Origin of the sequence: Staphylococcus sp. HMSC072H03 (assembly GCF_001809305.1) — a bacterium.
GTDB lineage: Bacteria > Bacillota > Bacilli > Staphylococcales > Staphylococcaceae > Staphylococcus > Staphylococcus hominis.
This window is the reverse complement of record NZ_KV796881.1, coordinates 450355-463164: the sequence shown is the minus strand read 5'-3', so window position 1 is coordinate 463164 and position 12810 is coordinate 450355. Positions and strand designations below refer to the sequence as shown.

Annotated in this window: 15 protein-coding genes; all 15 read left to right on the top strand. The window is 28.6% G+C overall.

Annotation, left to right across the window (positions count from 1 at the left end):
* The gene (locus HMPREF2578_RS05125) at positions 1 to 891 is read left to right on the top strand and encodes a deoxyribonuclease IV (RefSeq protein WP_017176226.1); all 891 of its coding nucleotides are present in this window, start codon (positions 1 to 3) and stop codon (positions 889 to 891) included.
* Positions 892 to 1011: 120 nt separating this feature from the next.
* Positions 1012 to 1788, top strand: a complete 777-nt coding sequence (locus HMPREF2578_RS05120; RefSeq protein ID WP_017176227.1) for a metal ABC transporter ATP-binding protein — start codon at positions 1012 to 1014, stop codon at positions 1786 to 1788.
* A 56-nt stretch (positions 1789 to 1844) separates the two neighbouring features.
* Complete coding sequence (locus HMPREF2578_RS05115; RefSeq protein ID WP_017176228.1) at positions 1845 to 2690, top strand: metal ABC transporter permease; 846 nt, start codon at positions 1845 to 1847, stop codon at positions 2688 to 2690.
* Positions 2691 to 2693: 3 nt separating this feature from the next.
* Positions 2694 to 3116 (top strand): Fur family transcriptional regulator, encoded by a 423-nt coding sequence (locus tag HMPREF2578_RS05110; protein ID WP_002455286.1) that lies wholly within the window; start codon positions 2694 to 2696, stop codon positions 3114 to 3116.
* A 229-nt stretch (positions 3117 to 3345) separates the two neighbouring features.
* Entirely contained in the window at positions 3346 to 3948 is a 603-nt protein-coding gene (locus HMPREF2578_RS05105; RefSeq protein ID WP_017176229.1) for a superoxide dismutase, read from the top strand.
* A gap of 130 nt (positions 3949 to 4078) precedes the next feature.
* Positions 4079 to 6124: a peptidoglycan D,D-transpeptidase FtsI family protein gene (locus HMPREF2578_RS05100; protein WP_017176230.1), complete on the top strand. Its 2046-nt coding sequence runs from the start codon at positions 4079 to 4081 to the stop codon at positions 6122 to 6124.
* 122 nt (positions 6125 to 6246) lie between these two features.
* Positions 6247 to 6396, top strand: a complete 150-nt coding sequence (rpmG, locus tag HMPREF2578_RS05095) for a 50S ribosomal protein L33 (RefSeq protein ID WP_002449881.1) — start codon at positions 6247 to 6249, stop codon at positions 6394 to 6396.
* 210 nt (positions 6397 to 6606) lie between these two features.
* The gene (locus tag HMPREF2578_RS05090) at positions 6607 to 7158 is read left to right on the top strand and encodes a 5-formyltetrahydrofolate cyclo-ligase (protein ID WP_017176231.1); all 552 of its coding nucleotides are present in this window, start codon (positions 6607 to 6609) and stop codon (positions 7156 to 7158) included.
* Entirely contained in the window at positions 7158 to 8615 is a 1458-nt protein-coding gene (locus HMPREF2578_RS05085) for a rhomboid family protein (protein ID WP_017176232.1), read from the top strand. Before HMPREF2578_RS05090 ends, HMPREF2578_RS05085 begins: the two co-directional genes overlap by 1 nt.
* Positions 8599 to 8802, top strand: coding sequence for a YqgQ family protein (locus HMPREF2578_RS05080; RefSeq protein ID WP_017176233.1), 204 nt, complete (start codon positions 8599 to 8601; stop codon positions 8800 to 8802). Before HMPREF2578_RS05085 ends, HMPREF2578_RS05080 begins: the two co-directional genes overlap by 17 nt.
* The gene (locus tag HMPREF2578_RS05075) at positions 8799 to 9785 is read left to right on the top strand and encodes an ROK family glucokinase (protein ID WP_002449785.1); all 987 of its coding nucleotides are present in this window, start codon (positions 8799 to 8801) and stop codon (positions 9783 to 9785) included. The genes HMPREF2578_RS05080 and HMPREF2578_RS05075 overlap by 4 nt, the downstream gene beginning before the upstream one ends.
* Positions 9785 to 10108, top strand: a complete 324-nt coding sequence (locus HMPREF2578_RS05070) for an MTH1187 family thiamine-binding protein (protein WP_017176234.1) — start codon at positions 9785 to 9787, stop codon at positions 10106 to 10108. The genes HMPREF2578_RS05075 and HMPREF2578_RS05070 overlap by 1 nt, the downstream gene beginning before the upstream one ends.
* Position 10109: 1 nt before the next feature.
* Positions 10110 to 10736, top strand: a complete 627-nt coding sequence (locus HMPREF2578_RS05065; RefSeq protein ID WP_017176235.1) for an MBL fold metallo-hydrolase — start codon at positions 10110 to 10112, stop codon at positions 10734 to 10736.
* A gap of 50 nt (positions 10737 to 10786) precedes the next feature.
* Positions 10787 to 11761, top strand: coding sequence for a competence type IV pilus ATPase ComGA (gene comGA, locus HMPREF2578_RS05060; protein WP_017176236.1), 975 nt, complete (start codon positions 10787 to 10789; stop codon positions 11759 to 11761).
* Positions 11739 to 12797 (top strand): competence type IV pilus assembly protein ComGB, encoded by a 1059-nt coding sequence (gene comGB, locus HMPREF2578_RS05055; RefSeq protein WP_048681721.1) that lies wholly within the window; start codon positions 11739 to 11741, stop codon positions 12795 to 12797. The genes comGA and comGB overlap by 23 nt, the downstream gene beginning before the upstream one ends.
* Positions 12798 to 12810: the final 13 nt, after the last annotated feature.

Below are 12810 nucleotides of genomic sequence, written 5' to 3'. Positions count from 1 at the left end.
ATGTTAATTGGCTCACATGTATCAATGAGTGGTAAAAAAATGTTAGAAGGATCGGCCGAAGAAGCACATCAATTTGGTGAATCAACATTTATGATTTATACAGGTGCACCTCAAAATACAAGAAGAAAAAATATAAACGATTTAAATATTGAAAAAGGTCATAAAGTTATGGAACAATATGGTTTATCCAATATTGTTGTACACGCTCCTTACATAATAAATATAGCAAATACAACGAAGCCTGAAGTTTACGAACTAGGTGTGAATTTCCTTCAAAATGAGATTGAACGCACGCAAGCTATAGGAGCGAAAGATATTGTCTTACATCCAGGTGCGCATGTAGGTGCCGGTGCAGATAAAGGAATTAATCAGATTATTAAAGGATTAAATGAAGTATTAACACATGATCATGATGTACGAATTGCACTTGAAACAATGGCTGGGAAAGGAACAGAAATTGGACGTAGTTTTGAAGAACTTGCTCGCATTATTGATGGTGTGACACATAACGATCGATTATCTATTTGCTTTGATACCTGTCATACACATGATGCTGGTTATAATATCAAAAATGATTTTGATGGAGTTTTGAATGAGTTTGATAAAATCATTGGAATAGACCGTATTAAAGTTGTTCATGTAAATGATAGTAAAAATGAACAAGGTGCACATAAAGACCGACACGAAAATATTGGATTTGGATATATTGGTTTTGACGCCTTGAATAATGTGGTACATCATGAAGCTTTTAAAGACATTCCTAAAATCCTTGAAACTCCTTATGTAGGAGAAGATAAGAAAAATAAAAAGCCGCCTTATCGCTTTGAAATCGAAATGTTAAAATCTCAAATTTTTGACCCCAAATTAAAAGAAAAAATATTGAATCAATAATTAAAATAAGAGTAAGATAGCATAATCTACAAAGAGGCTATCTTACTCTTGTTTTAATTCGTAAACATTACTATTTACAAAAAACATATATAATTGTATAGTATTTAGCGAGGTGAAAAGATGAATCAACCTGTTTTTGAATTAAAAAATATTGATTATTATTTTGATAATAAACAAGTATTAGAAAACATTAATATTCGAATTAATAAAGGTGACTTTCTTGCAATTGTTGGTCCTAATGGAGCCGGTAAATCTACTCTTTTAAAGGTTATTCTTGGCTTGTTACCATTACAACACGGTGAAATATACATTGACGGGAAATATTATAAAAAAAATACTCAATCTGCATTAAAAATTAGTTATGTATCTCAAAAAGCCAATGCTTTTACTGCAGGATTTCCTGCTAGTGTGAAAGAAGTTGTTTTAAGTGGTTTAACTAAAACGAAAAGAATTTTTCAGTGGTTTAATAAAAGTGATGAACAACAAGTAGATAATGTTTTACATCGTTTAAACATTCATCATCTAAAGAATAAAAATATTGCAGAATTATCAGGTGGACAACAACAACGTGTACTAATTGCACGCGCTTTAATTTCAAATCCATCCGTCTTAGTATTAGACGAACCGACAAATGGGATTGATGCAAAACATGTGAATGAATTCTATGCCACCTTGCAACATTTAAAAGAAGAAGGTATAACGATTATTTTAGTTACTCATGATATAGGCGTTGTGGTAGACACAGCTACAAAAGTCGCTTGCTTAAATAAACATCTTCATTTCCACGGTTCTACTGAAGAATTTAAGTCTCTTGATGAAGTTGAAATTTCAAAAATATATGGTCATCCAATTAAATTTGTTGATCATCAACATAATCGTTCATGCTGTGAAGCATAATTTTAAATAGGAGTTAATTATGATAAGTATATGGATTGAATTAAGAGGTGAATATCATGATTGAAGCATTGTTAAATTTTGATTTTATGAGATATTCACTTTTAAGTGGGATATTGATTGGTTTTATTGCACCTTTAATTGGTGCATTTATAGTAGTAAGGCGATTATCATTAATTGCTGATGCTTTAAGTCACGTCACACTAGGCGGTATTTCGTTTGGAATGTTTATTATTACCTTATCACCAGCATTAGCATTTATAAACCCTATGTGGTTTGGTATAATCTTTGCAATAGTTGGAGCTTTACTTATAGAAAAATTAAGAACTTCATATTCAAACTATCAAGAAATTGCAATTCCAATTATAATGAGTGCAGGAATTGCATTAAGTGCAATTTTTATTTCTCTAGCTGATGGGTTCAATCAAGAAATTGTTGGGTTATTATTCGGTTCAATTAGTGCTGTAAATTTAAGTGACTTAATCACAATTACGATTATTTCAATCGTCGTATTATTATTCATTCTTTTATTATACAAAGAATTATTTATTTTATCTTTTGATGAGGAATATAGTAAGGTTATTAATATTCCAAAATGGATTCAGTTTTTATTTATAACGATTGTTGCTATGGTCATTTCTGCATCAATGAGAGTAGTAGGAATTTTACTCGTGAGTGCATTAATTACATTACCTGTGGCTATAGCAATGCGATTAACTAAAGGATTTAAACAGTTGATTATCTTAAGTATTGTTATAGGTGAATGTTCTGTTATTCTAGGGCTTACCTTAGCATTTTATATTAATATATCTCCTGGTGGTGTCATCGTGGTATTATTAGTTCTAATTTTAGGAATAACGATGTTACTACAGAAAACTAAACGAACTGCCAAAAAGGAGCATTAAATTATGAATACAAATGACGCTATTAAAATTTTAAAAGACAATGGGTTAAAATATACTAAGAAAAGAGAAGATATGATTAATATCTTTGTTAATGAAGATAAATATATTAATGCTAAATATATACAACAACAATTAGACAATGATTATCCAGGTATATCTTTTGATACTATTTATCGTAATCTTCATCTTTTTAAAGATTTAAATATTGTTGAAAGTACAGAATTAGATGGAGAAATGAAATTTAGAATCGCTTGTACTAATCATCATCATCATCATTTTATATGTGAAAATTGTGGGGATACAAAAGTAATAGATTTTTGTCCAATTGAGCAAGTTAAGCAATTCCTACCTAATGTAGATATTCATACTCATAAATTAGAGGTATATGGTATATGTGAAACTTGCCATAATAAAGGTATAAATTAAAATGAGAAATGTTCTGAGACGTAAGTAAGCGTCTCAGTTTTTTATAGGTCAAAAGTCTGAATTTCTACTAATATTGAAATATATGTTTAAAAACTACTAAAATGAGATATAAGAAGAGTATAATAAGAAATATGACAACTATGTGAATAATATTTAAAGCAAATGATTTGTTGCACATCACATAGCTTGTTATTATTTATGTAAAGATAATTTAGGAGGATGATTATTTATGGCTTTTGAATTACCAAATTTACCATATGCAGCAGATGCATTAGAACCACATATCGACAAAGAAACAATGGAAATTCATCATGACAAACATCATAACACTTATGTTACAAAATTAAATTCTGCAGTTGAAGGTACTGATTTAGAATCTAAATCAATTGAAGAAATTGTTGCAAATTTAGATAGTGTACCTGAAAATATTCAAACAGCAGTACGTAATAATGGTGGAGGTCATTTAAATCACTCATTATTCTGGGAATTATTAACTCCTAATTCTGAAGAAAAAGGTACTGTAATTGATAAAATTAAAGAACAATGGGGTTCTTTAGATGAGTTTAAAAAAGAATTCGCTGATAAAGCTGCAGCACGTTTTGGTTCAGGTTGGGCTTGGTTAGTAGTAAATAATGGAAAATTAGAAATTGTTACTACTCCAAATCAAGATAACCCTATTACTGAAGGAAAAACTCCAATTTTAGGTTTAGATGTTTGGGAACATGCTTATTACCTTAAATATCAAAATAAACGTCCTGATTATATCAGTGCTTTCTGGAATGTTGTAAATTGGGAAAAAGTAGACGAGTTATACAATGCTGCTACAAAATAATAAATAAAAAAAGTATTTATTAGTGGTCTCTTTTTGGGAGATCACTTTTTTTTATGAAAAATATAGAAAAATTATACAATTTCATATATCATTTATACGTATACATGATTAATAATTGAGGTCGGTTGTCTTGCTTAAAAGATTAAAAGAAAAATCAAATGATGAAAAAATAAAACATACGATGAATAAACGAATTAGTTTTATATTTGGTGCAATTGTTTTGATTTTCGTATTAATTGTCCTAAGACTAGGATATTTACAAATTGCACAAGGTGCACATTATAGTCAATTAGTGAAAAATGATGAGAATATTACTGTCAATGAATCCGTACCACGAGGAAGAATACTAGATAGAAATGGCAAAATTTTAGTTGATAATGCTTCGAAATTAGCAATTACCTACACTCGTTCTAGAAAAACCAGTCAACAAGATATGTTAAACACCGCTAAAAAATTAGCTAAACTCATTACAATGAATACTGATAAGATTACAAAGCGAGATAAACAAGACTTTTGGATACAAAATCATCCAAAAGAAGTTAATAAATTAATGAAAAAAGAAACAACTATGCTTAACAATGGTAGCATAAGTCAAGAACAGTACGATAAACAATTACATAGTAAAATTACAGAAACTCAATTAAATAGTTTATCTAAGCATGATTTACAAGTATTAGCTATATACAGAGAAATGTCAGCTGGATCTACACTTGATCCGCAAATGATAAAAAATGAAGATGTTAGTGAAAAGGAATATGCTGCTGTTTCTCAACAATTGGATAATTTACCTGGTGTCAATACTTCAATGGATTGGGATCGAAAATATCCATATGGTGAAACTTTAAGAAGTATATTTGGTAGTGTCTCTACACCTTCTGAGGGTATTCCTAAAGAATTAACTGAACAGTATTTAGCAAAAGGATATTCTAGAAATGACAGGGTTGGGAAAGCTTATCTAGAATATCAATATGAAGACATTCTACGTGGTAAAAAGAAACAGTTGAAATACACTACTGATAAATCTGGTAAAGTTATTAGTTCTAAAGTGATTAACCCTGGGTCACGCGGAAATGATTTACAACTAACCATTGATATTGATTTACAGAAAAAAGTTGAGTCTCTATTAGAAAATGAAATAAAAACACTGCGTAGTCAAGGAGCAACAAATATGGACAATGCTCTTGTAGTTGTTCAAAATCCTAAAAATGGTGATATTCTTGCAATGGCTGGAAGACAAATTGATAAAAAAGGTGAACTGCTAGATTATGATTTAGGTAATTTTACTGGTCAATTTGCAGTCGGTTCTTCTGTTAAAGGAGCAACCTTATTAACTGGTTATCAAAATCATACTATCAAAGTCGGTGAAGAAATGATTGATGAACCTTTACACTTTAGTGGCGGACTAACTAAACGTTCTTACTTTAACCAAAATGGCAAAGTCCTAATTAACGACAAAGAAGCATTAATGCATTCTTCAAACGTATATATGTTTAAAACTGCTTTAAGACTAGCTGGTGATCCTTACTCAAGTGGTATGAATTTACCTAATAATATTGAAGAAGCTGGTCAAAAACTGAGAAAAGGTCTAAATCAAGTAGGATTAGGTGTTAAAACAGGTATCGATTTACCAAATGAAACAATTGGTCAAATTGAACCATTAACTAATAATCCAGGCAATTATTTAGATTTATCAATAGGTCAATATGATACTTATACACCTATTCAACTTTCACAATATATATCTACAATTGCAAATAATGGTTACAGAGTACAACCACACATTGGTTTAGCTATACATGACGCAACAAATAGTGATCAGGTAGGACCTGTAAAAGATAAAATTAAAGGTAATATACTAAATAAAGTCAATAATTCTCAAGATGAGATAGATGAAGTAAAACAAGGATTCAAGATGGCTTTCAATGAAAAAGATGGTACAGGCTATGCAAGCTTCCATAAAACTGTTGTTCCATCAGCTGGTAAAACTGGTACTGCTGAAGTTTATCAAAATGGACAACCTAGAGTTAACTCAACATATATAGGTTATGCGCCTGTTAAAGATCCTAAATTAGCTTTTTCTATCGTATATACTAATCAACCTGTTCCACCACCATGGTTAAATGGGGGAGATTTAGGAAGAGATATCATTAATTACTACTTTAAAAATGAAAAATAATTTGAATAACCGTTGATAAGATGCTTTTCTATTTAACACTAGTAAAAATTAATACTTTTCAATTAATCGTCTAAGTGGTATGATAATAAAGTCGTATTTAGAAAAGGTAAGGAGGTATAATCATGCGCGTAAACGTAACATTAGCTTGTACTGAATGTGGTGACAGAAACTACATTACTACTAAAAATAAAAGAAACAATCCTGAACGTATTGAAATGAAAAAATATTGTTCACGTGATAACAAACAAACTCTACATCGTGAAACTAAATAATATTAAAAGTAAAAAGGTTGGAACAAAATTGTTCCAACCTTTTTTACTTTAGTAGCTCATTCAACTATTAATAATCCTAAATATATAATCAACAACTATATTTATTTTATATAAATTAATATAATTTTTTAACTTAAAATAATTTGAATTATCACAAATGACATCACTATATAATAACGTTATAATATATATTAAAGGATGGGAGAAAGAATGGGTAAAAAACAAATTAGAAAAAATATCTTATCACAAATGAAAGACTTTGATAAAAAAAGTAAGCATAAAGCTGATATTTGGTTAATGAAACAATTAATTGAAAACGAAAAATTCAAAAATGCACATCGTATCGGTATATTTTTGTCTATGCCACACGAGATTAATACATACAATATTATTAATTTCGCTTTAGATAATGGAAAACAAATTTTTGTGCCCAATACAGATTACAGAAGTCGTAATATGAACTTTAAACAACTATTAGATTTGTCATCAATAGCTACCGATGATAAAGGCATTAATTATGTTAATGAAGATACATCTATTAGTAATGACATGGATTTACTTATTGTACCTGGAGTAGCTTTTCAAACAAATGGTTTTCGTATAGGGTATGGAGGAGGTTACTATGATAAATTTCTAAATCAACACGATATTAACTCAATTAGTCTTATATATGACTTCCAAATATCAGATTTTGATGTGGAAAAACATGATCAACCTGTAGATAATTTAATTATATGTAACACTAAATTTGGGAGGAATTAATGAATATTGATAAACTATATTGGAAATCAATTTATTATTGGATCAAATATTTTAACTATAAATTAGAACACACAGATAAAAATACAAATGAAATTTGGTTATTCAATAAGAAAAAAGAAGAACTTATTGTATTTAGAAAAGAAGTGAGTTCAACTCAAGAGATACGCTTCGACAAATCTAAAATAAATGATCATAAAGAGAATTTACAAAAAAAGTTAGGATTTAAAATTAAAAAAGTTGAGTTCTTCTACTTTTTAGAAACATCGATGAATATTGATAATTTCGATGAAACGCATCCTACTAAGTTGATTTATCATAGTATCACTAATGAAAAAGACTTAGAAAATACAATGCCTAATTTTATTTTAAAAAAACGCGTTAATAAAAAAGATAAAAAATCATCGTTAGATTATAAAAAGCGTGTACTTAATACGAACCTTGTTGATAAGTATATGATGATATTTTCACCAATGACTTATACACTTATAGCTATAAATGTCCTAGTATGGTTATATATGAAGATTTATCTAAATCATTTTTCAGATATTAAGCTACTAGATGTTGGGGGATTAGTACACTTCAATGTAGTGCACGGAGAGTGGTACCGTCTTATTACCTCGATGTTTTTACATTTTAATTTTGAACATATTTTAATGAATATGCTATCTTTATTCATTTTTGGTAAAATTGTAGAGACGATCGTTGGTCCATATAAAATGTTAGGTATCTATTTAATTTCTGGATTATTTGGAAACTTTGCTTCGTTATCCTTTAATATAAGTACAATATCTGTTGGTGCAAGTGGAGCCATTTTTGGTCTTATAGGGGCTATTTTAACGATGATGTACTTAAGTAAGACTTTTAATAAGAAAATGATAATACAATTGTTAGTTGTTGTATTAATATTGATTTTTGTCTCGCTATTTATGTCGAATATTAATTTAATGGCTCATTTAGGTGGTTTCATAGGTGGTATCCTTATTACATTAATAGGCTATTATTTTCATGAAAATCGTAATTTATTTTGGTTATTTTTAATTTTATTATTAGTACTTTTTGTTTTATTACAAATTAGAATATTTTCAATTAAAGAAGAAAATATTTACGATAAACTTATTAAAGACGAAATGATATCCTATAATTATGATGATGCTTTATCAATTGTTGAACATACAATCAATAAAGGATACGATGATGATGAAACATATTACTTAAAAGGTTTAATAACTGCTACTAAAAGTTCTAAAGCAGAGGCAATGGCTGATTGGGAAAGAGGCCTAAGAAGTCATCCTAACTCTGCATTATTAAACTATGAATTATCCATAGCTAATAGAGCATTAAATGATAACGATAAATCTTTAAAATATATAAAAAAAGCTTTGAAAATTGATGCCAATAACCAAAGCTATAAAAATTTAGAAAAAGAATTGAAAGATAGTAATGAATCGAAAAATTAACAATTTTTATGATGTCTTGCAACTTTTGAAACGTTATGGTTTTATTATATATTTTAAAGATAAAGAAGATATGTATGAAATGATGCAACAAGAAATACGTTCTCTTTACAATTATGATCTTTTAACAAATGAAGAATATCTAAAATGTATTTTAATAATTAATCAAAGAAGGAATGAGCATAAATGAAAAATATTATTTTAGCAGCTGATATAGGTGGAACAACATGTAAACTTGGTATCTTTGATACAAAATTAGAACGATTACATAAATGGTCTATTGAAACCGATACTTCAGACCATACAGGTCGAACTTTATTAAGGCAAGTCTTTGATTCTTTTAAAGAAGCAACTGAATCTTATCATTTTGATCTTCAAAATGTTATCGGAGTTGGTATAGGAGTTCCTGGTCCTGTTGATTTTGAAACGGGAATCGTACATGGGGCTGTTAATTTACATTGGCCTGGAAATGTAAATGTGAGAGAGATTTTTAGTGAATTTATAGATTGTCCTGTATATGTGGATAATGATGCAAATGTAGCTGCACTGGGTGAAAAGCATAAAGGTGCTGGTCAAGGTGCAAATGATGTAGTTGCTATTACACTTGGTACTGGTCTTGGTGGAGGCATCATTTCAAATGGTGAAATTGTACATGGTCATAATGGTTCAGGTGCAGAAATAGGTCATATTAGAACTGATTTTGATCAACGTTTTAATTGTAATTGTGGCAAATCAGGATGTATTGAAACTGTTGCTTCAGCTACTGGAGTGGTTAATTTAGTCAATTTTTATTATCCTAAACTAACTTTTAAATCATCTATTTTATCACTTATAAAAGAGAATAAAGTAACTGCTAAAGCTGTATTTGATGCAGCAAAAGCAGGAGATCAATTCTGTATATTTATAACAGAGAAGGTCGCAAATCATATCGCTTATTTATGTAGTATAATTAGTGCTACAAGCAATCCTAAATATATTGTTTTAGGTGGAGGAATGTCTACAGCTGGATTAATATTAATTGAAAATATTAAAACAGAATATCATAATTTAACATTTACTCCTGCTCAAAAAGATACTGAAATTGTCCAAGCAAAACTTGGAAATGATGCTGGTATCACTGGTGCTGCTGGACTAATAAAAACATATATAATTGAAAAGGATGGTGTTAAATAATGGCTATTATTGATGTAGTTGTTATACCAGTCGGAACGGAAGGTCCTAGTGTTAGTAAATATATTGCAGAAATCCAAACGAAACTAGAAGCATTTAAAAAGCAAGGTAAAATTGACTATCAATTAACCCCTATGAATACGCTTATCGAAGGTGATCTTAAAGATTTATTTGAAGTAGTTCAAGCAATTCACGAATTACCATTTGATAAAGGATTAGATAGAGTATGTACAAATATCCGTATTGATGATAGAAGAGATAAGTCTCGTAAAATGAATGATAAATTAAAATCTGTTCAAAAACATTTAGATAAACAAGGTGAATAATATGAGAATTTCTAATTTATCTTTAGGATTAGTTGATACAAACGCGTATTTTGTAGAAAGCGATAACAGTGTATTATTAGTTGATCCTGCTGGAGAATCTGATAAAATATTTAAGAAATTAAATCAAATCAATAAACCTTTAAAAGCAATACTACTTACACACGCTCATTTTGATCATATTGGTGCTTTAGACGATGTATTATCCAAATATGATGTACCTGTTTATATGCATAAAGAAGAATTTTCTTTCTTAACTGATCCTGAAAAAAATGGTTCTTCAAAATTTAAACAATATGGTATGCCACTCACTACTAGTAAAGCTCAACCAATTGCTTTAGATGAAGGTAATTTTACAATCGATGAATTTAAATTCAATGTTCTTCATACACCAGGTCATTCGCCAGGAAGTTTAACTTACGTTTTTGACGATTTTGCAGTAGTAGGAGATACATTATTTAATAACGGTATTGGAAGAACAGACTTATATAGAGGAGACTATGAAACATTAGTAGACTCAATTAAGGATAAATTATTTGAATTAGACGGAGATTTGCCTTTATTCCCAGGTCATGGTCAATACACTACGGTAGATGACGAACAACTCAATCCATATTTAGATGGACAATAAAAAAGTAATTTAAACACCTCTTACGTTTATATATGTAGGAGGTGTTTTTTTTGAAATTATTATTTCAAGAAATAATTAATAAAGCAATTTCAAAAAATGCAAGTGACGTACACTTTATTCCTTCAGAGGATAAAGTACATATTAAATTCAGAGTGAATGATATATTAGAGACATATGAAATGTTTAGTAATGACATTTATGAAAAATTATTAATTTATATGAAATTTAAAGCAAATTTAGATGTATCAACACATCAAATAGCTCAAAGTGGTAGATATACTTATCATGCTAAATCAATATTTTATTTAAGAATTTCTACTTTACCTTTGTCATTAGGAGTAGAAAGTTGTGTTATTAGACTTATCCCTCAATATTTCACTTCTAAAAGAGAGTATAAGGACTTTAATGACTTTAAATCTCTAATGAATAAAAAGCAAGGTCTCATTTTACTTACTGGTCCAACAGGTTCAGGTAAAAGTACTTTGATGTATCAATTAGTACTCTATGCTTTTCAAGAATTAAATTTAAATGTTATTACAATTGAAAATCCTGTTGAACAATTATTAAAAGGCATAACACAAGTGTCAGTAAATCATAAAGCCGGTATAGATTATGTTAGTTCATTTAAAGCAATATTAAGATGTGATCCAGATGTTATTTTAATTGGTGAAATTAGAGATGCTGAAGTGGCAAAATGTGTTATTCAAGCAAGTTTAAGTGGTCATTTAGTGTTAACTACTATGCATTCAAGCAATTGTAAGGGCGCAATACTCAGATTGTTAGAGATGGGGATTAGTGTTCAAGAAATTTCACAAGCAATAAATGTTATTTCAAATCAAAGATTAGTTACAACTACTTCAAATCAAAGAAAGCTTGTTTGTGAGTCTATTACAAATAATCAAATTCAATATTTTTTTGAACATAACCATACGCTTCCTAAGACATTTAATAATTTAAAAGAAAAATTGTTATCGCTATCGAAAGAAGGTCTTATATGTGAAGATGTGGTTGAAAAATATATTTAACAAACATTCTAAAGTTCTTAATGAAAACCAACAAATTATACTTCTAAATAATTTGAATAACTTACTTAAAAGTGGATTTACATTATTAGAAAGTTTTAATTTTATAAATTTGTATTTTAATTATAAAAATAAAGATATAGCAAATAAGATAGTTAAAATAATAAAAACAGGAGGAGAATGCGATCAAATATTAGAATTAATAGGCTATCCTAAATCTATTATCACTCAAATTCAATTTGCGCAGAAATATGGGAATATAAATGAAGCACTAGAGGAAGCAATGAATTATTTAAAAACAAATCTTCAAGCTAAACAACGAATATTAAAAGCTATTCAATATCCCATCATTTTAATTGCAATATTTATAACTATGTTAAGTATATTAAATTATACAGTTTTACCTCAATTTGAACATCTGTATTCAATGATGGATGTTAAACTCAATTTATCACAAACTATTATTACATATTTAATTAGTCATTTACCGCAAATTTTTCTTTTTGTTTTTTTTACTTTACTAACTTTATCCATCATTATATTTATCTTTCTTAATAAATTAGATATATCCAAAAAACTTACATTCATTTCTTACATACCAATTGTACGTTTTTATTATTCGACTATAAAAACATATCAACTTGCTAATGATTTAGCTTTATTTTATAAAAATGGTATTAGTATTCAACAAGTCGTAGATATGTACATTCATCTACAAAACAACTCATTTTTGAATTATATTGGTATCGTTATTCAAAATGAACTAAATAGAGGCATTAATTTACCCAATATTTTGATTAAAATACCATGTTATCAATATGATTTAATACAGTTTATTAAGCAAGGTGAGAAAAATAATAAATTAGATATTGAGTTGAAAATGTATTGTCAAATATTAATTCAAAGGCTCCAACAAACAGCTTTAAAACAGTCAAAAATTATCCAACCTATCGTATTTATATTCTTAGGAGCCTTTATAGTCAGCTTGTATCTAGTGATCATGTTACCCATGTTCCAACTTATGCAAAATATTAAGTAAAGTAAAATGGAGG

Excerpts from the sequence above, each read along its gene's own strand:
- HMPREF2578_RS05125 (WP_017176226.1), top strand. The coding sequence starts at position 1 with ATGTTAATTGGCTCACATGTATCAATGAGTGGTAAAAAAATGTTAGAA.
- HMPREF2578_RS05120 (WP_017176227.1), top strand. The coding sequence starts at position 1,012 with ATGAATCAACCTGTTTTTGAATTAAAAAATATTGATTATTATTTTGAT.
- HMPREF2578_RS05115 (WP_017176228.1), top strand. The coding sequence starts at position 1,845 with ATGATTGAAGCATTGTTAAATTTTGATTTTATGAGATATTCACTTTTA.
- HMPREF2578_RS05110 (WP_002455286.1), top strand. The coding sequence starts at position 2,694 with ATGAATACAAATGACGCTATTAAAATTTTAAAAGACAATGGGTTAAAA.
- HMPREF2578_RS05105 (WP_017176229.1), top strand. The coding sequence starts at position 3,346 with ATGGCTTTTGAATTACCAAATTTACCATATGCAGCAGATGCATTAGAA.
- rpmG (WP_002449881.1), top strand. The coding sequence starts at position 6,247 with ATGCGCGTAAACGTAACATTAGCTTGTACTGAATGTGGTGACAGAAAC.
- HMPREF2578_RS05090 (WP_017176231.1), top strand. The coding sequence starts at position 6,607 with ATGGGTAAAAAACAAATTAGAAAAAATATCTTATCACAAATGAAAGAC.
- HMPREF2578_RS05085 (WP_017176232.1), top strand. The coding sequence starts at position 7,158 with ATGAATATTGATAAACTATATTGGAAATCAATTTATTATTGGATCAAA.
- HMPREF2578_RS05080 (WP_017176233.1), top strand. The coding sequence starts at position 8,599 with ATGAATCGAAAAATTAACAATTTTTATGATGTCTTGCAACTTTTGAAA.
- HMPREF2578_RS05075 (WP_002449785.1), top strand. The coding sequence starts at position 8,799 with ATGAAAAATATTATTTTAGCAGCTGATATAGGTGGAACAACATGTAAA.
- HMPREF2578_RS05070 (WP_017176234.1), top strand. The coding sequence starts at position 9,785 with ATGGCTATTATTGATGTAGTTGTTATACCAGTCGGAACGGAAGGTCCT.
- HMPREF2578_RS05065 (WP_017176235.1), top strand. The coding sequence starts at position 10,110 with ATGAGAATTTCTAATTTATCTTTAGGATTAGTTGATACAAACGCGTAT.
- comGB (WP_048681721.1), top strand. The coding sequence starts at position 11,739 with ATGTGGTTGAAAAATATATTTAACAAACATTCTAAAGTTCTTAATGAA.